Genomic DNA, 22,548 nt, shown 5'->3' with positions numbered 1-22,548 from the left:
TTCCTCGGAATCGTAAGAACTCGGTCAGCGCGCCCCCTGCCGATCTCTTCGTGCTCCAGGAGAGCGGGGTCAGCCGAGCAACCCCGCGGCCCGCGCCCAGCGGTACTTCGCACCGAGCGCCGCCACCGGCTTCTCGGTCGAATAGGGGTGGGCGACGACACCGTGCGCGAAGAGGTACCCGGCTGCCTCCTCGACCTCGGTGTCCCCGGCGAGCGACGCCACCACCGGCTTCTCGATCCCGCGCGCCCGGAACTCCTCGACGATCCGCGCCGTCAGCTTCGCGAAGACCATCGGAGGGGTGACGATGGTGTGCCAGTAGCCCAGCACCAGTGCGTGGATCCGGGGGTCCTCCATGCCCAGCCGGATGGTGGCCTCGTAGGTGGACGGCGGCTCGCCACCCGTGATGTCGACGGGGTTGCCGGCCGCGCCGAACGGCGGGATGAAGCGGCGGAACGCGGCGTCCAGATCATCGGGGATCTCCATGAGCCGGAGCCCGTTGTCGACCAGGGCGTCCGAGAGCAGGACTCCCGAGCCGCCGGCGCCGGTGATGATCACGACGTTGTCGCCCTTGGGGGTGGGCAGCACGGGCAGCGCCCGCGCGTACTCCAGCATGTCGTTCAGGCCCGGCGCCCGGATGACGCCGGCCTGCCGCAGGATGTCGTCGTAGACCGCGTCATCGCCGGCCAGCGCCCCGGTGTGGGAGCCCGCGGCCTTCGCTCCGGCGCTGGTCCGGCCCGCCTTCAGCACCACGATCGGCTTCTTGCGCACGGTCTCCCGCGCGGCCTCGACGAACGCCCGCCCGTCCTTGAGGTCCTCCAGATGCATGGCGATGCACTGGGTGTGCGGGTCCTCGCCGAAGTACGTGAGCAGATCGTCCTCGTCCACATCCGACTTGTTGCCGAGACCGACGATCGCCGAGACCCCGGTTTTGGTCGTCCGGGCGAAGCCGAGGATCGCCATGCCGATGCCGCCGGACTGGGAGGTCAGCGCCACCCCGCCCTTGACGTCGTACGGCGTGCAGAACGTCGCGCACAGGTCCTGCCAGGTGGAGTAGTAGCCGTAGATGTTCGGCCCGAGCAGCCGCACACCGTACTCCTCGCCGATGGCCACGATCCTTTCCTGGAGCTCGTGTTCACCGGTTTCGGCGAAGCCCGACGGGATCAGTACCGCGTTCGGGATGCCCTTGCGGCCGACCTCCTCCAACGCCGCGGGCACGAACGGCGCCGGGATGGCGAACACCGCCACATCGACCTCGCCCGGCACATCGAGCACTGTTTTGTACGCCTTGCGCCCGAGAATGTCATCGGCCTTGGGGTTCACCGGATGGATCTCCCCGGGGAACCCCCCGTCGAGGAGGTTGCGCATCACCGAATTGCCGATCTTGCCCGGCTCGTTGGAGGCTCCGATGACGGCCACCGACTGCGGCTGCATCAGCCGCCGCATCGCGGTCAGGATCGCCTCCTTGGAGTAGCGAGGGCGCTGCTTCGCCACCCCCTCGCTCAGCAGGATCCGCACGTCCGCGGCCAGCACCCGGTCCGCCGAGGCGATCACCGGATTGAGATCCACCTCCGCGATCTCCGGGCAGTCCGCGGCCAGTTGTGAGGTACGGACGATGAGGTCGGCGAGTGCGGCGCGGTCCACCGGCGGTGCGCCCCGCACCCCGCGCAGGATCTCGGCCGCCTTGATGCCGTCCAGCATCGACGCGGCGTCGTCCGACGAGGCCGGGGCGAGGCGGAAGGTGACGTCCTTGAGGACCTCGACCAGCACCCCGCCGAGCCCGAACGCCACGATCTTCCCGAACGTCGGATCGGTGACCGACCCGATGATCACCTCCTGTCCCTCGGGCACCATCTGCTGCACCTGGACACCGGTGATCCGCGCCTTCGGGTCGTACGACTTCGCGTTCTGCACGATCGCGGTGAAGGCGCCCCGCACCTCGGCCGCCGAGTCCAGCCCGATCCGCACCCCGTCGGCATCCGTCTTGTGCAGGATGTCCGGCGAGACGATCTTCAACGCCACCGGGAAGCCGATCCGGTCGGCGAGCGCCACCGCCTCATCGGCGCACTCCGCAAGGCCCTCGGCGGGGGTGGGGATGCCGTACGCATCCGCGATCAGCTTTCCCTCGGGGGCGGTCAGCGCCGTCCGCCCCTCGGCCCGGGCGGCCGCCAGTACGGCCCGTACGGCCTCGGTTCGCTCCTGCATCAGATGACTCCGTTCGCCTTGAGCAGCCGCAGTTCCTCGTCGCCGAGCCCCAGCTCGCCCACGTATACGTCTTCGTTGTGCTCGCCGAGCAGCGGCGAACGGTCGACCTCGACGGGGGAATCGGACAGCTTCAGCGGCGATCCGACGGTGGTGAAAGTGCCGCGCTCGGGGTGGTCGACCTGGACGACCATCTCGTTGGCGGCCAGCGAGGCGTCCTCGACGATCTCCTTCGTCGAGAGGATCGGCCCGCAGGGGATGTTGTGGGCGTTGAGCCGATCCAGCACCTCCCACTTGGGCAGCGTGCTGCTCCACTCCTCGATCAGCTGGAACATCTTCGAGAGCTTGGGCAGCCGGGCCTTCGGCGTCGCCCACTCCGGGTCCTCGGCCAGCTCGGGGCGCCCGATCAGCGCGGTCAACGGCTGCCAGCCGACCGGCTGCACGATCACATAGACGTAGTCGTTGGGGCCGCCCGGCGCGCATTTGACCGCCCAGCCGGGCTGCCCGCCACCGCTCGCATTGCCGCTGCGCGGCACCTCGTCGCCGAAGTCGTCATTGGGATACTCCGACAACGGGCCGTGGGCCAGCCGCTGTTGATCGCGCAGCTTGACCCGGCACAGGTTCAGCACCGCATGCTGCATGGCGACGTTGACCCGCTGCCCGCGGCCGGTCGTGGTCCGCTGGAACAGCGCGGCGAGGATCCCGGCGACACAGTGCACGCCCGTCCCCGAGTCGCCGATCTGCGCCCCGGTCGCCAGCGGTGGCCCGTCCTCGAAGCCGGTCGTCGACATCGCCCCGCCCATCGCCTGCGCCACCACCTCGTACGCCTTGAAGTTGGTGTACGGGCCCTCGCCGAAGCCCTTGATCGAGGCGTAGACGATCCGCGGGTTGATCTCCTGGATGCGGTCCCAGGTGAAGCCCATCCGGTCCACCGCACCCGGTCCGAAGTTCTCCACCAGGACGTCGCTGCGCCGGATCAGCTCGGTCAGCAGCTCCTTGCCGCGCTCGGTCTTGGTGTTGAGGGTGATGCTGCGCTTGTTGCAGTTGAGCATCGTGAAGTAGAGGGAGTCGACGTCCGGGAGGTCGCGCAGCTGGGTGCGCGTGATGTCACCGGACGTCGACTCCAGCTTGATGACGTCCGCGCCGAGCCAGGCGAGCAGCTGGGTGGCGGACGGACCGGACTGTACGTGGGTCATATCGAGGACCCGGATGCCGTCGAGGGCCTTGGTCATGGCCGTCAGCTCCTCACTTGTACATGGTCTGGTTCATGGTTCCGGGGGCGTAGGCGTCCGGGTCGACCCATACGTTGATGAGCGAGGGCTTGCCGGACTCGCGGGCGCGGCGCAGTGCGGGCCCGATGTCGGCGGGGTCGCGGACCTCTTCGCCGTAGCCGCCCAGCAGCTGCGCGAACTTGTCGTAGTGGACGTCGCCGAGGGTGTTGCCGATCCGCTCGCGCTCCTGGCCGTACTTGGCCTTCTGGCCGTAACGGATCTGGTTCATCGAGGAGTTGTTGCCGACGATCCCGACGAACGGCAGGTCGTAGCGGACCAGGGTCTCGAAGTCCCAGCCGGTGAGCGAGAAGGCGCCGTCGCCGAAGAGCGCGACGACCTCCTTGTCGGGACGGGCCTGCTTGGCGGCGAGGACGAAGGGGATACCGACGCCGAGGGTGCCCAGCGGACCCGGATCCATCCAGTGGCCGGGCGCCTTGGGCTGGACGACCTGGCCGGAGAAGGTGACGATGTCGCCGCCGTCGCCGATGTAGAGCGAGTCCTCGGTGAGGAAGTCGTTGATCTCGCTGACCAGGCGGTAGGGGTGGATGGGCGAGGCGTCGGACCGAAGGCTCGGCAGTCGCTTCTCGAGCGCGCTCTGCTCGGCGGCACGCAGCTCGTCCAGCCACTCCTTGCGCCGGGTGGCGCCTCCGTTCACGCGCCCCGAAGCCGCCTCGGTGACCGATTTCAGGACGAGTCCCGCGTCGCCGACGATCCCCAGGCCGATGTCCCGGTTCTTGCCCACCGTCCGGTAGTCGAGGTCGATCTGGACGACGGTGGCGTCCGGCGAGAGCCGCTTGCCGTAGCCCATCCGGAAGTCGAAGGGGGTGCCGACGATCACGATGACATCGGCGTTGGCGAAGGCGTAGCGCCGCGACAGCTGGAAGTGGTGCGGATCCCCCGGCGCGAGGGTGCCGCGCCCGGCGCCGTTCATATACGCCGGGATGTTGAGCGTACGCACCAGCTCGACGGCTGCTTCCGTGCCGCGGGTCGTCCACACCTGACTGCCGAGCAGGATCGCCGGTTTCTCGGCGTGTACGAGAAGATCCGCGAGCCGTTCGACGGCTGCGGGGTCACCGGCCGAGCGGGTCGAGGCGCGGTAGTGCCCGGCCTGCGGCACCCGGGCCGTCTGCGCCGGCACCTTGGCGTCCAGCACATCGCGCGGGATTTCCAGGAACGAGGGCCCCGGCGCACCGTGGTAGCACTCGCGGAACGCCATCGAGACCATGTCGGCGGCGCGTGCGGTGTCGGGAACGGTGGCCGCGAACTTGGTGATCGGCGCCATCATGTCGACATGCGGCAGGTCCTGGAGTGACCCCATCTTGTGCTGGGTGTGCGCGCCCTGACCGCCGATCAGCAGCATCGGGGACTCGGCGCGGAAGGCGTTGGCGACGCCGGTGACCGCGTCGGTGGTGCCGGGGCCGGCGGTGACCACCGCGCAGCCGGGCTTGCCGGTGATGCGGGCGTACCCGTCCGCGGCATGGGCGGCGACCTGTTCATGACGTACGTCCACCACGTCGATGCCCTCGTCGACGCAGCCGTCGTAGATATCGATGATGTGGCCGCCGCAGAGCGTGTAGATGCGGTCCACTCCCTCGGCCTTGAGCGCCTTGGCGACCAAGTGCCCACCGGAGATGAGGTCCTGCGCGTCATCGGGCATGGGGCATTGCTTCCCTTCATGGGGTATCGACCGGCGACCCGGCAGATTGCATACAGTCGACGAATACTGTATGGACCTGTTATCCCTCATGGAATCGCCGGTGTCCAGAGGTACGTTGGCGATCAAGCCAAGGAGCCGGCCTGGACCTGTTCGCACATCAGGCAGGGGAAGTCGTCGACAGCTACCGCGTGTTGGTGCCGGCCGCCGAGGTGGCCGGCAACCCGCCCGAGGCGCGGCCGGCCGCCGGGCGGCTCGGTGTACGTGTGGTGGTCAAGGCCCAGGTCAGGGTCGGTGGCAGGGGCAAGGGCGGCGGGGTGAAGTTCGCCGCGGACCCGGCCGTGGCGCCACCGTCGAGGTGCTCGCCGACGGAGCCGGCGCGGTTCCGCTCTACACCGTGAATACCCCCAGCGGCCGGGCATGGGGGTCAAGTTCGTTCGCTTTGTCGAGTCTGGCAGGCAGTTGCGTCGATTCCGATTGGCTTGCCTCGTACCTACTGGACAAGCAAGCGCCTGCGCCAGGTCGCAGTGCATGGACTGGAGTTGACCCAGTTCCGGCCGGCCACCGGCTCACACTGCGTCCGAACGGGACGGCTTCACTGTCTGAGTGGTGGTACCCAGCTGATCGCCAGCTCAATGACGCCCTGCGAGCGATCCGCCGCGCCTTAGAAGAGGGAGTTCGGGCACGGGTGTCCGAGGTGCCGTCATCGACGGACCTCGCCGGGATGGACTCGACCACCCTCGCTGTGATCGCGGCGCGCTACGGTCCCATCACTGGGATGACTGCTCACCCGTCAGGAGTCACGGACGGTGGGGACCTCCACTATGCCCAAGCCTTGAACATTCCGGGTCTGGCCCGAATCCGGTTTCCCTTGCAAGACGAGCACCTGCCGTTCACGACCACGGACGTCCCCTTGCCCGCGACTGACCAGCCGCCGCCATCAGCCTCGGTATGGGCGATGTTCTCAGCTCAACTTCGGATGGTGACCGCCGAAGGCGCGGTAAGTCACCTGACCGGCGACGGCGGCGACAATCTCTTCCTGCCCTCACCGACACACCTCGTCGACCTTGCCGGCCGCCGGCGGTGGCTGCGCCTGGTCAGTGATGCGCAGGACTGGGCGCGGCTGCGCCGCCGCAGCCCCGGTCCATTGATCTGGGCGGCGCTACGGGGCGACACGCACCGCGTCACCCGGCCGTGGCTCACGCGGCCTGGATGGCTCGTCGCGTCCGTACCTACCCCACCAAGGGTGGCGGGCTCTGCCGACGCGGTGCTCGTGGCCGGCATCCGGAATGTGGCGCGGGCCGCTCACTCCGACATCCAGCTCGCCGACTCTCTCGGCGTCGAGCTGCACAACCCCTACTTCGACGGCGCCGTTCTCGATGCCGTGGTGTCCGCACCTGCTTGGGAACGGTTCTCCGTACGCCGGTACAAGCCGCTGCTTGTCGATGCTTGCGGCGATCTGCTGCCCGACCTGCACCGCCACCACGCCGCAAAGGGCGTCTTCGCCAGTGATTTCCATCGCGGAATACGAACGAACCTGCGGCGCGTTCTCGATCTCGCCGACGGGCGTCTGGCAGCACGAGGCCTCATCGACCCAGGCCCGCTGCGGGCGACGGTGCACGCCGCGGCATTGGGGGCTGAGACCATATGGCCCCCGTTGCTGTCCACACTGGCAGCTGAAGCGTGGCTGGAGGCGGTCGAGAACTCACCGGCCGTCGAGTGGACGACGCCGGCCCCGGCAGGTACACAGTGAACGGCGGCAACACGGTGGCCGCGGTGACCACTCACGCCTGCGTCCTGATCGACTACGACACCGGACAGACCAAGCTTCGCCCCGCCTCCAACGAGGCAACCGCGCTGGCGTCGACCGTCGTCCAGCTCGATGACGCAACCCCGTCCCCTACGTGCGCACCGCCGAGTTCGTGATCATGCTCGCCCCCGACGAGCGCGGCAAGGGACACGCGGCCGAAGCTACCCGCCTCACCCTCGACTGGGCCTTTCACCTCGGCTCACTGCGCATGGTGTGGCTGAAGGTGCTTGAACCCAACAAAGCCGGCATCGCCGCCTACGAAAAGGCGGGGTTCCGCCCTTCCGGCCGGCTGCGGCAGTCCGGTTACTGGCTCGGGGAGCCTGTCGATGAGCTCCTGATGGACGCCCTGCCGGCGGACTTCCCTGGGCCGTCCGCGGTGGCCACGGCCGCCGTCTGAACCGCACGCCCTCCGGTCCGGGCCGCTGCGGTCGTGCGCCCCGCGGGGCCGCAGCGGCCCGTTTTCTGCGGGCCAGGTCCCTTCACCGTTCGGCTTACCGCTCGGCGTAGCAGCGCGCAGATCATTGTGATGTACCCCACGAGAGCGGACGGGCCCGCTCCGCCCCTGATCGCAGGGTCGGAGCGGGGCCGTATCAGCGCGTTCCCGGGGAGCTTCCGGCCGGTCCACAGGCGGCTTCCCTACGATGGGCCGGGTGACGAGTGAGACCACCGCGACCGACGCCGCCGCGCGGCACGCCTCGGAGCCGGCCGACCGGCCCCCCGTGTGGCGGCAGCGGCTGCGCCGCTTCGGGTATCCGGCCCGCGCGCCGGGCGATGTCCGCGCACGGCTGGTGCCGGCCTTCCCCGAGCCGAGCGGGCGCCTGTGGGCGGTGTTCGGCGTGGGCCCAAACGCCGCGGCCCGGCTGGCACGCTGGTCGGGCTGGGCCGGTCCGCTGCTGGTGACGCTGTGCGCGGGGGTGCTGCGGTTCTGGGACCTGGGCAGCCCGCGGAAGGTGATATTCGACGAGACGTACTACCCCAAGGACGCCTGGTCGCTGCTGCAGTACGGCTACGAGGGCACCTGGGCCAAGAACGCCAATGACGCGCTGGTCGGACATCCGCCGCAGCTCCTGCTCTCGCCCGAGCACTCGTATGTCGTCCATCCGCCGATGGGCAAGTGGCTGATCGCGCTCGGCGAGTGGGCGTTCGGCATGAACCCCTTCGGCTGGCGGTTCATGGTGGCGCTGCTCGGCACCCTTTCGGTGCTGCTGATCTGCCGTATCGGCCGCCGGTTGATGCGGTCGACGGCGCTGGGCTGTCTGGCGGGCGGACTGCTGGCGGTGGACGGTCTGCACTTCGTGATGAGCCGGACCGCGCTGCTCGATCTGATCGTGATGTTCTGGGTGGTGGCGGCGTTCGGCTGTCTGCTGGTGGACCGGGACCGCACCCGGGCCCGGCTGGCGGCGGCGCTGCCGCCCGCCGATGACGCCGGGGACGGGGCGGGCCCGGCCCGGCCGGACGACGCGGTCGGAGACCGGCTGCGGCTGGGGTGGCGGCCGTGGCGGATCGCGGCGGGGCTGTGTCTGGGCCTGTCCGCCGCGACGAAGTGGAACGGCCTCTACTTCCTCGCGGCCTTCGCCCTGATGTCGGTGCTGTGGGACGTGGCGGCACGCCGTACGGCCGGCGCCCGGCACCCCTTCCGCTCGACCGTACGCCGTGACGTACTGCCCGCGTTCGGCTCCACCGTCGTCCTCGCCCTCGCCACCTACCTCGCGTCCTGGTCGGGCTGGATCGCCACCAAGGGCGGCTACTACCGCGACTGGGCGACCACCCCGGAGGGCCGCAGCGGCGGCTGGACCTGGCTGCCGGACTGGCTGCGCAGCCTGTGGCACTACCAGAGTGAGGTCTACGCCTTCCACACCGGACTGACCACCCCGCACACCTATCAGTCCAACCCGTGGAGCTGGCTGGTCCTGGGCCGCCCGGTCTCGTACTTCTACGAGGACCCCAAGGCCGGCCAGGACGGCTGCACGGCGGCCGAGGGCTGCGCCCGCGAGGTGCTGGCACTGGGCACCCCGCTGCTGTGGTGGGCGGCCTGCTTCGCGCTGCTCTACGTCCTCTACCGCTGGCTGTTCAAGCGGGACTGGCGGGCCGGGGCGATCGCCTGCGGGGTCGCGGCCGGATATCTGCCGTGGTTCCTCTACCAGGAGCGGACCATCTTTCTCTTCTACGCGGTGGTGTTCGTCCCGTTCCTGTGTCTGGCGCTGGCGATGATGATCGGCGCGATCATCGGCCCGCCGGGCTCGACCGAGCGCCGCCGCACGATCGGCGCGGTCGGCGCCGGTGTCCTGGTGCTCCTGATCGTGTGGAACTTCGTCTACTTCTATCCGCTCTACACGGGTATGCCCATCCCGAAGTCGGCCTGGCACCACCGGATGTGGTTCGACACCTGGGTGTGACCGGCCGGCGCCGGCCCGGCAGCCGGGGGCGGGCCGGTCCGCGTGCGACAACTCTGTAACAGCTGTACAACAGCGCGTCACCGGACCGTGCCCTGATCGAGACTCAGGGCCTCCCCGTGTCCCTTAGAGTGCGATGGACGTTCTTGTGTGCGTATTCAAGGACGAGGCTCTGGGAGGGAATCGGTGGCATGCGCCGTGAGGTGAAGTACGGGCTGATCGGCGGATCGGTGGCCCTGGTGGCGGGAGTCGTGGGCGGCTTCGCGCTGTTCGGCGGCTCGGACGGGTCGCCGCAGGAGGTCAGGTCGGCGGATGCCAAGGCGGGCGGCAACGGCCCCAAGGTGCCGGCCGGTCCCCTGTCGGCCAAGGAAGTCCGCACGACGACGCAGGACTTCCTGACCGCCTGGCAGTCCGGCGACGCGGCCAAGGCGGCCGGGCTGACGGACGACCCGGAGACCTGCAAGCGCGCGCTGGAGTCCTTCAGCAAGCAGGCGCGGTTCTCGAAGGTGACGCTGACACCGGGCACGCCGGCGGGCGACAAGGTGCCGTACTCCGTCGCCGCGCAGATCGACTACAAGGGCACCAAGGCGCCCTACTCGTACCGCACCGCCGCGGCCGTGCAGCGCGACAAGACCACCGGCAAGCCGCAGATCGCCTGGCAGCCGTCGATGCTGCACCCGGGTCTCGCCAAGGGCGACCAGCTGCGGACGGGCGAGGCCGAGGCGCCGCCGATCAAGGCCGTGGACCGCAACGGCGCCGCGCTGACCCCCGAGGCGCATCCGGCGCTGGCCGGGGTGCTGGACAGCCTGCGGGACAAATACGGCGACAAGACCGACGGCAAGCCGGGTGTGGAGCTGTTCATCCACCGCGCCAAGAGCGCCAAGCCGGCCGACCAGTTGCCCGACAAGACGCTGAAGGTGCTCTCCAAGGGGACGCCCGGCACGCTCAAGACCACCCTGGACGCCACGCTGCAGTCGGCGGCCGAGCGGGCGGTCAAGGGCAAGAAGTCCGCCTCCGCGGCCGCGGTCAAGCCCAGCACCGGCGAAATCCTGGCGCTCGCCAACTCCCCGGAAAAGGGCTTCAACGTGGCGACCCAGGGGTCGCTGGCCCCCGGCTCGACGATGAAGATCGTGACCTCGGCGCTGCTCATGGACAAGGGCTTGACCTCGCCGAACAAGCCGCAGCCGTGCCCCAAGTACGTGACGGTCGGCGGCTGGAAGTTCCAGAACCTCGACAAGTCCGAGATCCCGCACGGCACCTTCGCGCAGAGCTTCGCGGCGTCCTGCAACAACGCCTTCATCTCGCAGGCCAAGGACCTCGGCGACGACGATCTGACCAACGAGGCCCGGGACGTCTTCGGCATCGGCCTGAACTGGCAGACCGGCATCCCCACCTTCGACGGCGCGGTGCCGGTGGAGCACGACGCACAGATGGCGGCCTCGCTGATCGGCCAGGGCGGGGTGCGGATGAACCCCCTCAATGTCGCCTCGCTCGCCGCGACGGTCCGCGCCGGCTCCTTCCACCAGCCGTTCATCGTCGCGCCGTCGCTGGACAACCGGACGCTCGCCAAGGCGTCCCGCACGATGAAGCCGGCCACCCTCAGCGGCCTGAAGTCGCTGATGAAGCTGACGGCGACCTCCGGCACGGCCGCCGAGGCGATGGCCGGGGTCAGCGGTGACATCGGCGCCAAGACCGGCTCCGCCGAGGTCGACAACCAGAAGAAGCCCAACGCCTGGTTCTCCGCCTACCGTGACGACCTCGCCGCGGCGGCCGTCGTCCCGGCGAGCGGCCACGGCGGCTCCAACGCGGGCCCGGTGGTCCGCGCCATCCTCACCGCCGGCTGACCGGGCGGGGCGCCCGTGGGGTGTCCCGTATCTCATCGACCGGATTTCCTTCGCATGGCCCGTACGGCTTTCGCTAGCGTGCGGGCCATGAGCGATTCCCGGTCCGGTACCAGCACGGAAACCCCCCACTCCTCAGCTCACCTCCACTTCGCCGAGGCCACCCGCACCCGGGTACCGGCCGGCCGCGGACGGCTCGCGCACACCACGGTCCGGGTTCGCGACGAGCACGAGCGCACCGCATGACCCCGCTCGTCGTCGCGGCGGTCCTGATGGCCGCCGTCACCCACGCCAGCTGGAACGCCATCGCCCACGGCATACGCGACCAGCTCCTGGCCTTCACCCTGGTCGGCGGCGGCGGCGCGCTCTGCGGTCTCGCCCTGGCCGCCGTCACCCCGCTGCCGGCCGCCGGCGCCTGGCCCTTCCTCCTGGCCTCCGCGGTGCTGCACATCGTCTACCAGGCCCTGCTGATGCAGTCGTTCCGCCTGGGCGACTTCGGCCAGATGTACCCGATCGCCCGCGGTACCGCGCCGCTGGTCGTCACGGTCCTGGCCGCCGTCTTCGTCCATGAGGTCCCCGACGCCTGGGCGCTGGCCGGGGTCGCCCTGGCTTCCGCGGGCCTGGTCGGCGTCGCTCTGTGGGGCATCCGCGGCTCGGGCACGCGCCCCCACTGGCCGGCCATCATCGCCGCCCTCGCCACCGGCCTGGCCATCGCCTCGTACACGACCGTCGACGGCCTGGGCGTACGCGCCTCCGGCACCCCCCTCGGCTATATCGGCTGGCTGATGATCCTCGAAGGCGTCGTCATCCCCGCCTACGCGCTCGCCGTCCGCCGCGGTCAACTCCTCACCGAACTCCGCCCCGTCGCCCTGCGCGGCCTGGCCGGCGGCGTGCTCTCCGTCTTCGCCTACGGCCTGGTGCTGTGGGCCCAGACCAAGGCTCCGCTCGCCCCCATCGCCGCCCTGCGCGAGTCGTCCATCATCGTGGGCGCCGCCATCGGCGCCGTCTTCTTCAAGGAACGCTTCGGCGCCCCCCGGATCGCCGCGGCCGGCCTGATGGTCGTAGGCATCGGCCTGATGCTCCACACCGGCTGAGCCAAAGGACGCGCCCCCATCCTGGCTTGCAGGATGGGGGCGCGTCCTTGCGTTCCTGCCGACTCCGTCCGGCAGGACAGCGTCGTGACCCTATCGCGTGCGGTGGTGCACCCACGCTTGTGCTGCGTCCGCCATGGCACGGAGCCAGGACGCATCAGGGTTGCGGTCGGCGAAGGCGCGGTTCATCCGCGCGGTGGCTGCGGCGAACGCGTCGATTGCCCGCGTGTCCGCATCGGTCCACCCCTTGCAGCTACCCGCCCAGTACTCGGCGGACTCGGGCGTGTGCCCGGCCGCGATGAGCTGGACGACGAGGCACGCCGGGTCGATGAACGCGGCGCCGCGGGTCGGCCATGACCAGTCGACCGCCCACGCGCGCTCTTCGCCGATCATCACGTTGTCCGGGTTGATGTCGGTGAAGAGCAGCGTGTCACCCTCGAACAGGGCAGCTTCACCGTCTCCAGCGAAGCGGTCCCACCGGCTCTCTCGCCAGTCGCCGGCCTCATCCGGCAGCGTCAGTGCCGCAATCTGGTTGAGGACATCGACGACCACAGGGAGATCCCACGATTTCGGCCCGAAGTCGGACGACCGCCCCTGGACGACTTCGAAGCCCAGAGCAATCCAGTCGTCGTTCTTGGCGTGCCACCGGAGCGCCGGCGACACAGCGCGCACCGACGGGTTCACCAGCCGCTCCCGGATGACGGAAGCGCGCCGGCCCCCGGAGCGGTTGGCGCAGGCTTTGACGAACACGGGGCCGTGCTCGCCTTCAACCAGCGCCGTCACGTCCGAGCCGTTGCCGCGCGAGGTGGGCACGATCGCGTGCTGTTCCCCGGTGTGTGGACGCACAAGCGTCCACAGTGCCTCGTTGTCGATGGGGCTCAACTCCTCGGGCTACACGAACTGCTGGGATACCCCGGAGAGCACTCACCGTCGCCCACGGGGCCACAGCTGCCGCTGTTGTCGCTGTTGTCGTCGTCTTCGTCCCCGCCCCGACCGACCGCGCGCCGGATGGACTTCGTGGCCTCGCTCATGGCGGTGCCGTTGAGGATAGAGGCCAGGGGGCGTCCTGGACGTTGTCGACACCCATCCAGGTGGAGAAGACGCACGGAGCCACCTCGCCCGTGGGACTGATGACGGCCCGGCCGGTCCCGCACCGGCCGCAGAGGCTGACGGCCTCCGGGGCCTGGCCCTCGGCTCCGCGCCCGAAGGGGCGCAGGTGGTCGACGGAGATGCGGCTGACGCCCATCCCCTTAAGGTCCTCGCGGGCCTGGTCGACCCGCTGCCCGTTGCCACCGTCGATGATGCCGACCCGCAGCGGAATGCCCAGCCCCACGGCCCGCTCGATGTTGCCACGGGTGCGGGCGTGGGAGGGGCGGCCGGTCACCGCGTTGTGCTGCTCGGCCTGGTCCGAGTAGTACGAGGTGGCCAGGCTCAGGCCGTCGCGCTGGAAGACCTCCCAGCACTCGTGGGAGACGTGCACGAGGTTGCTATAGACCTCGACGTGGAGACCGACGTTCAGCGCGTGGTCCACCAGCTCCGCGAAGTGCGGGTGCATGGTGGGCTCGCCACCGATGAACTGGATCGTCTTGACGCCGCATGCGGCGGCCTGGTCCAGGACGTTGAGCCAGTTCTCGCGGCTCATGCTCCCGTGCGTCCCGTCGGGCCCGGACGCGTTGTAGCACTGCTTGCACGCCAGCTGACACTTCCGCGTCAGGTCCAGCCACAGCAGCTTCGTGCCGGTCTGCTGCTCGGTCGGTAATGCTGACTCACTGGAGATCGTTGACACTGTCGTGACTCCTTCTCGTGTGAACGAGCACGTGCTTCCCCTTACCCGCCTCAGTGATGCGTCACCGCTGAGCGGGAGCCGGTACGGACCTCTGGCTGCCGGTGGTCACCCCCACTCGTCGAACCATGTCTTCAGCCAGGTGTGGTGGATGTTGCAGGCGTCGGCGATCTGGTGCATGGACTGCTGACGCTCGATGGAGAGCTTGATGAAGGAACGCCGGCCGCGGTCGCGTCAGCGGTGGGGATAGACCGTGCCGCGGGGCGGGACTTCGAGCGTACGGAGATAGGTGTCGATCGCACGGGCCGGGAGCGGCGACTGGCATTTGCGGTAGAGCCAGTGGTCCACCGAGTCGAGGACGGCGAGCCGCCCCTTCGGGAATTCCTGCGCCATGCGCCGCGCACCCGGCAGCGGGGTCGCCAGGTCGTGCCGGGCGTTCACCACCAGGACCGGCGGGAGGCTGCCCTTGGCCCGCGCCGGCTCCGGCTCGGGCCCGGCCGGCCACCCCTGGCAGCCGAGGATCATGTCCAGGGCCTGGGCGTTGTAGCGGGCGTGCGGAGCGGCGGACCGGGCGCTCTGCCGCAGCTCGCGGTAGTGGTCCCAATCGCGGAGGCGGAAGTCGTAGTCCCGGCACATCACGGTGCGCCAGCTGAGGTCCCCAGTGCTGTCGATCCAGTAGACCTTGCCCCTGCCGCTGTTCAGGGCAGCCAGCTGCTCGGCGGTGGGCTCCGGGTTCCACTTCCCCAGGTTGTCGCTGAGAAAGCCGGACAGCTGGTCGGCGGTGACCTTCTTCCGCGTGGGGCCCTGCGGCCCCGGTTCGAACAGCCTGCCCGCGTCGGCGCGCGCGAAGAGCCCCTGGATGACGGCCTTCACGTCCTTGCCCTTCAGCGCACATGACGTGTTCTTCGCGCACCAGTCCGCGAGCTGCTGCACGTCGCCCTCGACGGCAGTGGAACCGTCCCTGAGGTAGCGCCCGGCGTCCGGCCGGGACGGGTCCATCGCGCTGTCGAGGGCCAGCGCCCGGAGCTTCTGCGGGAACAGCCGGGCGTATTGCTGACCGATGAGGGTGCCGTAGGAGTGGCCGAGGAAGCTGATCTTCTTCTCGCCGAGGGCGGCGCGGATCGCGTCCATGTCGCGGGCGACGCTGACGCTGTCCATGTGGTCGGCGACCGGGCCGCTGCGCGTGCGGCAGCTGTCGGCGAGCTGTTTGTTGAGGGTGCGCATCCGCTGGAACTCGGCGGCGTTCTTCGGGCGGGTGGGGATCTTCCCGGCGAGTTCGTTGTCGCACCGCAGCCCTCCGCTACGGCCGATGCCGCGCGGGTCGAAGCCGATGATGTCGAAGCGGCTCCGGATGTTCTTGTCGTAGCCCTCGACCGGGTTGTCGGCGTAGTAGGCATCGTCCAGGCCGGGGGTGCCGGGGCCGCCCGGGTTCGAGAGCAGGACACCGAGACGCTTCTTGGGGTCGGTGGCCTGCTGGCGGGCCACCGCGATCTTCATCGTCGGCCCGTCGGGCTTCGCCCAGTCGACCGGAACCTCCACGGTCCCGCACCGGGTCCGCTTGCTGGGGTCGGGATAGGGCGGCTCGGCCTTGGGACAGGCGGACCACTGGATGGTCCGCACCGGGGCCGCCCCCTCGCCCGGCCCCGGACTCGCCTCCGCACTCGACGGCACGAGCAGCGACCCGGCGAGCACCACCACCCCCGCCGAAGCCGTCAGGCCCACACGCCTACGACGCCGGGGCGACCAGACGTCCGAACTCTCGACCGGCCCGTCACCGGGCCGGGAGAAGGAAGCTGAAGTGTTCATGCGGCACACCCTCACGCCCCGGCATGATGGCCCTTCCATGGCCAGGTGATGGCGACGTAACAGAGGCCCGGCGGCACCCACCGCCGGCCGGGACCACCCCGCCGCTTCGCCCGCTCCCTCCGTGGGCACGCAGAACGGGTCACCGCCCGCCAAAGAGGTACGGCGAGGTCACCCGGCAGCGTGGGGAACAGCGGCAACCGCCCGCAGCAGCGCCTGCGCCCGCGGATCCGCCGTCACATTCTTCTGCATCCCGTTCGTCACATAGCCGAACGCGAACCCGGTCTCCGGATCGGCACAGGCCAGCGCGCCCCCGCGGCCGGGGTGGCCGAAGGAACCGGGCGCCAGGAGCGGCGCGGCCGGTCCGTGCAGCATGAAGCCCAGTCCGAACCGGGTGGGGACGAGGAGGGTGCGGTCCGGCCCCGCGGACTCCTCGGTCCTGGCGAGGGTGAGCGTCGCGGGCGCGAAGAGCCGGGGGTGGCCGTCGACGGCCCCGATGAGCGCGGCGTAACAGCGGGCCAGCGAACGGGCGGTGGCGATGCCGGCGGAGGCGGGCAGCTCGGCGGCCCGGTATGCCGGGGCGTTCTCGTCGGGCGCCGGAGTGATCGCGGCGAAGGCGCGGCTGGTGAGCGAGTCCGGATCGGCGTAGGCGTCGGCGACGGACGGCTTCGGGCGTACCCGCAGCCCCGTCGCGGCGGGCGGGGCCGGGGTGCCGACGGGGGCCAGCCGTCCGACGCGGGACTGTTCCGCCTCGGGCAGACCGATCCACAGATCGAGGCCGAGCGGCCGGGATATCTCCTCGGCGATCCAGCTGCCGACGCTGCGGCCGGTGACCCGCAGCACCAGCTCGCCGATCAGCCAGCTGTAGGTCTGTGCGTGGTAGCCGTGGTCGGTGCCGGGCTCCCAGAAGGGTGCCTGGGCGGCGAGTGCGGCGGGGCCGCTGACGCCGTCGATGGCCTGGCCGGGGGTGAGCGGGGTGTCCAGGGCCGGCAGCCCGGCGCGGTGCGACAGCAGATGGCGGACCAGGACGCGTTCCTTGCCGGCGGCCTTGAACTCGGGCCAGTACGTGCCGACCGGGGCATCGAGGTCGAGCTGTCCGCGCTGGTGCAGCAGCAGCGGAACAAGGGCGGCGATGCCCTTGGACGCGGACCGGATCACCTGGGCCGTGCCGGCCTCCCAGGGCGCCGCGCCGGCGGCATCCCCGGCCGCGTCCCCGTCCGCATCCCCGTCCTTGGTACCGCCCCACAGGTCGACGACCTTGCGCCCGTGCCGGTACACGGCGACCGCCGCGCCCCGTTCGCCGCGCCCGGCGAAGTTGGCCATGAAGGCGTCCCGGACCGGCTCGAAGCCGTCCTCGACCGTGCCCTGGACGTCCACCACTGATTCCTGCTTCCCACTCATCCGTCGCTTTCGTGACCCATCCATGGTGCAACGCGCGGATCAGTGCTGATGACCAGGACCGCGGCCCGTGGCGTTCGTCACACGCGGGCGGTGCGGCGGCAGATCACCGTGTGTGGCTCAGCCGCGGGTCACAGCGGTACGTCGACCGACCGCGGATCGAACCCGAAGGGCAGCTCCAGCCGGTGGGTGCGCATCAGTTCCCCGTCGCACAGCAGCTCCTGGGTGCTCCCGTCGGCCACGATGACGCCTCCGGAGAGCACGACGGAGCGCGGGCACAGCTCCAGCGCGTACGGCAGATCGTGCGTGACCATCAGGACGGTGACGTCCAACGACCGCAGGATGTCGGCGAGTTCACGGCGGGAGGCCGGGTCGAGGTTGGAGGACGGTTCGTCGAGGACCAGGATCTCCGGCCGCATCGCCAGTACGGTCGCGACGGCGACCCGGCGGCGCTGCCCGAAGGAGAGGTGGTGCGGCGGCCGGTCGGCGAAGGCTGCCATGCCGACCCGGGTGAGCGCCTCGGTGACCCGCTCTTCCAGTGCAGCGCCGCGCAGTCCCGCGGAGGCCGGCCCGAAGGCGACGTCCTCGCGGACGGTGGGCATGAACAGCTGGTCGTCGGGGTCCTGGAAGACGATGCCGACGCGGCGGCGGATCTCCGCGAGGTTCTCCTTGGCGACCGGGAGTCCGGCGACCGCGACGGTGCCGGCGCCCGCATCGAGGATGCCGTTGAGGTGCAGGACGAGGGTGGTCTTGCCGGCGCCGTTGGGCCCGAGCAGGGCGACCCGCTCACCGCGGCCGACGGTCAGGTCGACGCCGAAGAGCGCCTGGTGGCCGTCGGGGTAGGCGTAGGCGAGCCGGGAGACGGCGAGGGAGGGGGCGGGCGTGGCGGTGCTCAAAGGGTCCATCCCAGGAGGCAGACGGCGAGCGCGGCGACGGGGAGGGCAGCCGCGCGGGTCCATTGTGCGCCGGTGGCGGTGGTCTCGGTGATCTGGGGCATGGCGCCGGTGTAGCCGCGGCTGACCATCGCGAGGTGAACCCGCTCACCGCGTTCGTAGGAGCGGATGAACAGCGCGCCGGCGGACTTGGCGAGCACGCCCCAGTGGCGGACGCCGCGCGCCTCGAAGCCGCGGGAGAGCCGGGCGATCCGCATCCGCCGCATCTCGTCGGTGATCACATCGCCGTAGCGGATCATGAAGGATGCGATCTGGACGAGCAGCGGCGGCATCCTCAGCTGCTGCAGGCCGAGCAGGAGTGCGCGCAGTTCGGTGGTGGAGGCGAGCAGCACGGAGGCGGCGACGCCCAGCGTCCCCTTGGCGAGGATGTTCCAGGCGCCCCACAGCCCGGAAGCGCTCAGGCTCATCCCGAGGACCTGGACCCGCGGCCCCTCGGCGACGAACGGCATCAGCAGGGCGAAGGCGACGAACGGCACCTCGATCAGCAGCCGCTTGAGCAGGAATCCGGCCGGGATCCGGGCGGCTCCGGCGGCGGCCGCGATCAGCAGTGCGTAGAGCCCGAACGCCCAGAGCTTCTCCCGCGGGGTGGAGACGACGACGAGGACGAAGCAGAAGACCGCGGCGATCTTGCAGTGCGCCGGCAGGGCATGGACCGGCGAATGCCCGTGCCGGTACAGCTTGTGCGCATGTCCGGCGCCCATCTCAGACGCTCTCCGACGGGTGCCCGGCACCCTCGCCCGGCCGCTCCGCGGCGCCGGTGTTCCGGCGGCGCCGCAGCACGACGAACACGCCGGTGCCCACGGCCAGCGTCGCGCCGACCCCGATGACCCCGGCGAGGCCGCCGGCCAGCCGCGGGTCGGTGATGTCCTTGACGCTGTAGTCGGCGAGCGGGGAGTCCTTGGCGGCGTGGTCCCTGGCCTTGGCGTCGATGCCCTGGTCGTGGGCGACCTTCTCCAGGCCGTCGGGGCTGGCGGAGGCGTAGTAGCTGATGCCGCCCGCGCACACCAGGGCGGCGGCGAGTCCGGCCAGCCAGATGCGGCGGACGGAGCGGCGCGGGGCGGCGGGGGCCGGGGCGGCGGATGCGGATGCGGGCACGGAGGCAGGAACGGCGACCGGAGCGGACTCGTCCGCCGGGGTACTGAGCGGCGAGGTGCGCAGCTCCAGCGGCTTGGTCAGGCCGCGTGCGCCGTAGACCAGATCGGGGCGTACGGCGATCACGGCGCCGACCGTCAGCGCGGTGATCACCGCCTCGCCGATCCCGATCAGCACATGCACGCCCACCATGGCGGTGAAGACCTTGCCGATCGGCACCTGTGCGGTCCCGCCGAGCGCATAGATCGCGGTGAACGCGACCGCGGCCGCCGGTACCGAGAACAACGCGGCGACGAACGAGGCCACGGTGATCGAGCGGCGCCGTCGCGGCAGCACCTTCACCAGGCCCCGGAACAGGGCGTAGGCGACAACGGTCGTCACGATCGCCATATCGGTGATGTTCACGCCCAGCGCGGTCAGCCCGCCGTCCGCGAACAGCACGCCCTGCATGAGCAGCACGACGGAGACACACAGCACACCGGTGTACGGGCCGACGAGGATCGCCGCGAGCGCCCCGCCCAGCAGATGCCCGCTGGTGCCCGCCGCGACCGGGAAGTTCAGCATCTGCACGGCGAAGATGAAGGCCGCGACCAGTCCGGCCAGCGGCGCCGTGCGCTCCGCCCCCGCGGCGGCACCCGCTCCCGTTCCCGCCAGCTCGCGCCGGGCGCCGCGCAGGCTGACCGCGACCGCGACGGCGGCGACCGCACCGGTCGCGGCCGATACCGGCGCGTTGATGAATCCATCGGGTACGTGCATCTCAGACTTCTCCGCTTCAGGCGCTGCAACCCACCCATGGTGGTGCCTCCTGCAAATACGTTGCAAGAGCGCCCATGATGCGGAACGGCCACGGCGACCGCAATACCGGGCCCCACCTGCAACACCCTTTCCCCGGGCACATGCGTACGAACGAGCGGAGAGGAGATCGTGACCTGCGCCACCGTCCCCGCCGTCAGCGCTTGATGACCACCTCGGCCCAGACCGTGAAACCGCCGCCCGGTTTGCGCTGCCCCCACCGGTCGGCCAACGCCTCAACAATCAGCAGCCCGCGCCCGCACTCCTGCTCAGGCCCCGGCCTGGCCAGGAGTGCGGACACACACCCCCGCCCCTCGTCCGTCACGCTGATGCACACGGTCCGGGCCGTACGGGAGAGCATGACGACGACGAGACGACTGTTGCCGTGCCTCAGCGCGTTGGCGACAAGCTCCCCGGTGATCAATTCCAGGGCGTCCGCCTGCTCCGGGCCCACACTCCAGCAGCAGGCCATGGCCCGTACGTACTGACGGGCGGCACCCGCGGAGGACAGATCCCCACCGGGGAGCGCTTGCAGGCCCCATGCCTGCGGCGCGGCAGGCGGCTGCGCCCACGTGCCGCGGAGCGCATCCGCCAACCGAGCTGCCAGAACGCCGGGTTCGGGCTCCGTTTCCCACCCGGAGTCGGCGCGTACGTCCCGCGCACGGTCGAGCAGCCCGTCCGCCAAGCCGAGCCGCGCGGCCTCGACCCGGTCGGCGAGACGGGATACCGGGCCGGTGCCGGCCGTGGACAGATAACAGGGCCGGCCGTCCTCTCCGGTCCAGGGCAGCCGTCGCAGCGAAGAGTCATCGGCGGTCACCTCGCCACCCCCAAGTCACGCATGCCGTATGCGGGGACCCGGCGCGTGCGGACCTTTCGCCGGTGCCGTTGCTCTTGCGGTTGCTCTTGCCGTTGCTCTTGCTCTTGCTCTTGCCGCTGCTCGCGGGTGAGCAGGTAGGGGCGGATCAGGGCCGTTGCCCGGCCGTCGATGGGCGTGTCGGTGGCGTACGGGCCGGGGCGACGGGGCGGCAGCGCAACGGCCGCCGACCGGGCAGCACGGGCCGGACAGGGAAGACGGCTCAGCGCTCCGGCACGGTGTCGGCCACGTGGGGCGATCAGAGACCGCAGTCGATCGATGACGTGCACACATTGGCGGCGCATGGCCTCAACTCCCTTTGCAGAGTCAGGATCGACACATCGCAAGAAGACTGCCATTGGACTCCAATGAATAGCCGACGCATGAATGGAGTTCATCAATGTGAGTGACGAGCAACCGGAGGTGCCCGTGCCGGCCAATAGCTGCGTACGCTCGCCGTGTTGGGCCGTCGCTGAGCGTGACAGCGAACGGCGGGCGAGAAGGAAGAGGCGGGGATGACCGCGACACTCACAGGACCGGCGGGGCGCATGCAGATCGCCCGTGGCTTGATCGCGTTGCGCGAGCGATGCGGTTTGACTCAATCGCAGGTCGCCGAGCGGGCTGGGGTCAGCAAGGCGACGGTAAGCCGTTACGAGATGTGGCAGGACCGTGCCCGGATCCGGTGGGTCACGGTGAAAGCGATCGCCGACGCCTGTGACGCATCCGCGAGTGAACGCGACGCCCTGGTGCGAGTGGCGCGGACCCAGACTGACGGCTGGTGGGTCGGGAACAGCGCGGTACCGGAATGGATGGACCCGCTGGTGTCCTTCGAGCACGAAGCCGAGTACGAGCACCTCTACGCCAACACCGTCATTCCCGGCCTGCTTCAGACGCGGGAGTACGCCCTCGCCATCCATCAGGCGCGCGAGGTTCGCAGCCCGAACGATGTGATCGAGCAGATGGTGGACGCCCGGATTCAGCGCCAGGGCATCCTTCGACGGGAGCCTCCGCTACACCTGTGGGCTGTGTTGGATGAAGCCGTGATCCGCCGGATGGTCGGTAACTCAGCTGTGATGGCCCAGCAGTTGGAACACCTCTACGAAATGGCGCAGAGCCCTACGGTCGAGATCCAGATCCTGCCGTTCAGCGCCGGAGCCCATGCGGCAGGCGCCGGCGACTTCGTCATCCTCGGCAGGAACGACGAACGAAACCCGCTCAACTCCATGGCCGTGGTCTACATCGAGATGCGTCGACGCGGGCTGTATCTCGATGAAGCCGAAGATGTATCCGGCTATAAGCTCACCTTCGACTATCTTCGCTCACAAGCAGCCGACACCTCTGCGTCGTTGCGGCTGCTGGCCAAACTACGACAGGAGCTGTCTCATGGCTGATCGCCCGCTGTCCGGCATAGAAGTACCGGCTCCCAGTTGGTTCAAGAGCAGCTACAGCGGAGGCGAAGGCAACGCATGCATCGAGGTCGCGGACCTGCACGCCCGGGTAGCCGTCCGCGACTCCAAGACCCCGGGCGGGCCCACGCTGGCATTCCCGGCGGCAGCATTCGCCGCGTTCATTGACGAAGTCCGGGGCGCCTCGGCCGACGGCGACGTTCGGTAAC

General features: G+C 70.1%; 19 protein-coding genes and 2 pseudogenes. 10 read left to right on the top strand and 11 right to left on the bottom strand.

Annotated features, from left to right (window positions below; translation table 11 throughout):
* Positions 1-69: 69 nt before the first annotated feature.
* The 3 genes from ACWGJY_RS01025 to ACWGJY_RS01015 are packed head-to-tail and all read right to left on the bottom strand — an operon-like array spanning position 70 to position 5,127.
* Positions 70-2,202 carry an acetate--CoA ligase family protein gene (locus tag ACWGJY_RS01025; RefSeq protein WP_453258678.1) on the bottom strand — a complete coding sequence of 711 codons (2,133 nt, stop codon included), beginning with the start codon at positions 2,200-2,202 and terminating at the stop codon, positions 70-72.
* On the bottom strand, positions 2,202-3,431 hold the full coding sequence (gene frc, locus ACWGJY_RS01020) for a formyl-CoA transferase (RefSeq protein WP_453258677.1): 1,230 nt from the start codon (positions 3,429-3,431) through the stop codon (positions 2,202-2,204). The genes ACWGJY_RS01025 and frc overlap by 1 nt, the downstream gene beginning before the upstream one ends.
* A 13-nt stretch (positions 3,432-3,444) precedes the next feature.
* Entirely contained in the window at positions 3,445-5,127 is a 1,683-nt protein-coding gene (locus ACWGJY_RS01015; RefSeq protein ID WP_453258676.1) for a thiamine pyrophosphate-binding protein, read from the bottom strand.
* 140 nt (positions 5,128-5,267) lie between these two features.
* On the opposite strand from ACWGJY_RS01015, the pseudogene ACWGJY_RS01010 reads away from it, so the two are divergent.
* From ACWGJY_RS01010 to ACWGJY_RS00975, 8 genes and pseudogenes are all read left to right on the top strand, one after another.
* Positions 5,268-5,471 (top strand): annotated as a pseudogene (locus ACWGJY_RS01010) (ATP-grasp domain-containing protein); the annotation flags it as partial.
* An 11-nt stretch (positions 5,472-5,482) separates the two neighbouring features.
* Positions 5,483-6,877: an albusnodin/ikarugamycin family macrolactam cyclase gene (locus ACWGJY_RS01005; protein ID WP_453258675.1), complete on the top strand. Its 1,395-nt coding sequence runs from the start codon at positions 5,483-5,485 to the stop codon at positions 6,875-6,877.
* Between the two features lie 23 nt (positions 6,878-6,900).
* Complete coding sequence (locus ACWGJY_RS01000) at positions 6,901-7,050, top strand: hypothetical protein (protein ID WP_453258674.1); 150 nt, start codon at positions 6,901-6,903, stop codon at positions 7,048-7,050.
* Positions 7,023-7,331, top strand: a pseudogene (locus ACWGJY_RS00995) (GNAT family N-acetyltransferase); the annotation flags it as partial. The gene ACWGJY_RS01000 and the pseudogene ACWGJY_RS00995, both read left to right, overlap by 28 nt.
* Before the next feature lie 244 nt (positions 7,332-7,575).
* Positions 7,576-9,330, top strand: coding sequence for a dolichyl-phosphate-mannose--protein mannosyltransferase (locus tag ACWGJY_RS00990; RefSeq protein ID WP_453258673.1), 1,755 nt, complete (start codon positions 7,576-7,578; stop codon positions 9,328-9,330).
* Positions 9,331-9,518: 188 nt separating this feature from the next.
* On the top strand, positions 9,519-11,171 hold the full coding sequence (locus tag ACWGJY_RS00985; RefSeq protein WP_453258672.1) for a penicillin-binding transpeptidase domain-containing protein: 1,653 nt from the start codon (positions 9,519-9,521) through the stop codon (positions 11,169-11,171).
* An 87-nt stretch (positions 11,172-11,258) separates the two neighbouring features.
* Positions 11,259-11,414, top strand: coding sequence for a hypothetical protein (locus ACWGJY_RS00980; protein WP_453258671.1), 156 nt, complete (start codon positions 11,259-11,261; stop codon positions 11,412-11,414).
* The gene (locus ACWGJY_RS00975) at positions 11,411-12,262 is read left to right on the top strand and encodes an EamA family transporter (protein WP_453258670.1); all 852 of its coding nucleotides are present in this window, start codon (positions 11,411-11,413) and stop codon (positions 12,260-12,262) included. The genes ACWGJY_RS00980 and ACWGJY_RS00975 overlap by 4 nt, the downstream gene beginning before the upstream one ends.
* 90 nt (positions 12,263-12,352) lie before the next feature.
* Here ACWGJY_RS00975 and ACWGJY_RS00970 read toward each other — a convergent pair whose 3' ends face one another.
* The 8 genes from ACWGJY_RS00970 to ACWGJY_RS00935 form a co-directional block, all read right to left on the bottom strand.
* Positions 12,353-13,141: a hypothetical protein gene (locus ACWGJY_RS00970; RefSeq protein ID WP_453258669.1), complete on the bottom strand. Its 789-nt coding sequence runs from the start codon at positions 13,139-13,141 to the stop codon at positions 12,353-12,355.
* 145 nt (positions 13,142-13,286) lie between these two features.
* A complete protein-coding gene (locus ACWGJY_RS00965) occupies positions 13,287-14,045 on the bottom strand; it encodes a radical SAM protein (RefSeq protein ID WP_453258668.1) in 759 nt (252 codons plus the stop codon).
* Positions 14,046-14,276: 231 nt separating this feature from the next.
* Complete coding sequence (locus ACWGJY_RS00960; RefSeq protein ID WP_453258667.1) at positions 14,277-15,848, bottom strand: alpha/beta hydrolase; 1,572 nt, start codon at positions 15,846-15,848, stop codon at positions 14,277-14,279.
* Between the two features lie 168 nt (positions 15,849-16,016).
* A complete protein-coding gene (locus tag ACWGJY_RS00955) occupies positions 16,017-17,246 on the bottom strand; it encodes a serine hydrolase domain-containing protein (protein WP_453258666.1) in 1,230 nt (409 codons plus the stop codon).
* A 128-nt stretch (positions 17,247-17,374) separates the two neighbouring features.
* Entirely contained in the window at positions 17,375-18,148 is a 774-nt protein-coding gene (locus tag ACWGJY_RS00950) for an energy-coupling factor ABC transporter ATP-binding protein (protein WP_453258665.1), read from the bottom strand.
* Positions 18,136-18,897 (bottom strand): cobalt ECF transporter T component CbiQ, encoded by a 762-nt coding sequence (gene cbiQ / locus ACWGJY_RS00945; RefSeq protein ID WP_453258664.1) that lies wholly within the window; start codon positions 18,895-18,897, stop codon positions 18,136-18,138. The genes ACWGJY_RS00950 and cbiQ overlap by 13 nt, the downstream gene beginning before the upstream one ends.
* 1 nt (position 18,898) lies before the next feature.
* Positions 18,899-20,044 carry an energy-coupling factor ABC transporter permease gene (locus ACWGJY_RS00940; RefSeq protein WP_453258663.1) on the bottom strand — a complete coding sequence of 382 codons (1,146 nt, stop codon included), beginning with the start codon at positions 20,042-20,044 and terminating at the stop codon, positions 18,899-18,901.
* 193 nt (positions 20,045-20,237) lie between these two features.
* Positions 20,238-20,897: an ATP-binding protein gene (locus ACWGJY_RS00935; RefSeq protein ID WP_453258662.1), complete on the bottom strand. Its 660-nt coding sequence runs from the start codon at positions 20,895-20,897 to the stop codon at positions 20,238-20,240.
* 551 nt (positions 20,898-21,448) lie between these two features.
* Between ACWGJY_RS00935 and ACWGJY_RS00930 the strand changes: the two genes are divergently transcribed.
* Positions 21,449-22,324 (top strand): helix-turn-helix domain-containing protein, encoded by an 876-nt coding sequence (locus tag ACWGJY_RS00930; RefSeq protein ID WP_453258661.1) that lies wholly within the window; start codon positions 21,449-21,451, stop codon positions 22,322-22,324.
* Positions 22,317-22,547, top strand: coding sequence for a DUF397 domain-containing protein (locus ACWGJY_RS00925; protein ID WP_453258660.1), 231 nt, complete (start codon positions 22,317-22,319; stop codon positions 22,545-22,547). Before ACWGJY_RS00930 ends, ACWGJY_RS00925 begins: the two co-directional genes overlap by 8 nt.
* Position 22,548 lies beyond the last annotated feature (1 nt).

The sequence above is a fragment of the Streptomyces sp. NPDC054765 genome (genome assembly GCF_053612065.1).
Note: the sequence above shows the minus strand (reverse complement) of the source record. Positions and strands in the feature narration are given on the sequence as shown.

Coding starts and splice junctions, on each gene's coding strand:
- ACWGJY_RS00975 (WP_453258670.1), top strand. CDS start 11,411: ATGACCCCGCTCGTCGTCGCGGCGGTCCTGATGGCCGCCGTCACCCAC.
- ACWGJY_RS00930 (WP_453258661.1), top strand. CDS start 21,449: ATGACCGCGACACTCACAGGACCGGCGGGGCGCATGCAGATCGCCCGT.
- frc (WP_453258677.1), bottom strand. CDS start 3,431: ATGACCAAGGCCCTCGACGGCATCCGGGTCCTCGATATGACCCACGTA.
- ACWGJY_RS00950 (WP_453258665.1), bottom strand. CDS start 18,148: ATGGACCCTTTGAGCACCGCCACGCCCGCCCCCTCCCTCGCCGTCTCC.
- cbiQ (WP_453258664.1), bottom strand. CDS start 18,897: ATGGGCGCCGGACATGCGCACAAGCTGTACCGGCACGGGCATTCGCCG.
- ACWGJY_RS00990 (WP_453258673.1), top strand. CDS start 7,576: ATGGGCCGGGTGACGAGTGAGACCACCGCGACCGACGCCGCCGCGCGG.
- ACWGJY_RS00925 (WP_453258660.1), top strand. CDS start 22,317: ATGGCTGATCGCCCGCTGTCCGGCATAGAAGTACCGGCTCCCAGTTGG.
- ACWGJY_RS00940 (WP_453258663.1), bottom strand. CDS start 20,044: ATGCACGTACCCGATGGATTCATCAACGCGCCGGTATCGGCCGCGACC.
- ACWGJY_RS01015 (WP_453258676.1), bottom strand. CDS start 5,127: ATGCCCGATGACGCGCAGGACCTCATCTCCGGTGGGCACTTGGTCGCC.
- ACWGJY_RS01025 (WP_453258678.1), bottom strand. CDS start 2,202: ATGCAGGAGCGAACCGAGGCCGTACGGGCCGTACTGGCGGCCGCCCGG.
- ACWGJY_RS00985 (WP_453258672.1), top strand. CDS start 9,519: ATGCGCCGTGAGGTGAAGTACGGGCTGATCGGCGGATCGGTGGCCCTG.
- ACWGJY_RS00960 (WP_453258667.1), bottom strand. CDS start 15,848: ATGAACACTTCAGCTTCCTTCTCCCGGCCCGGTGACGGGCCGGTCGAG.
- ACWGJY_RS00955 (WP_453258666.1), bottom strand. CDS start 17,246: ATGAGTGGGAAGCAGGAATCAGTGGTGGACGTCCAGGGCACGGTCGAG.
- ACWGJY_RS00980 (WP_453258671.1), top strand. CDS start 11,259: ATGAGCGATTCCCGGTCCGGTACCAGCACGGAAACCCCCCACTCCTCA.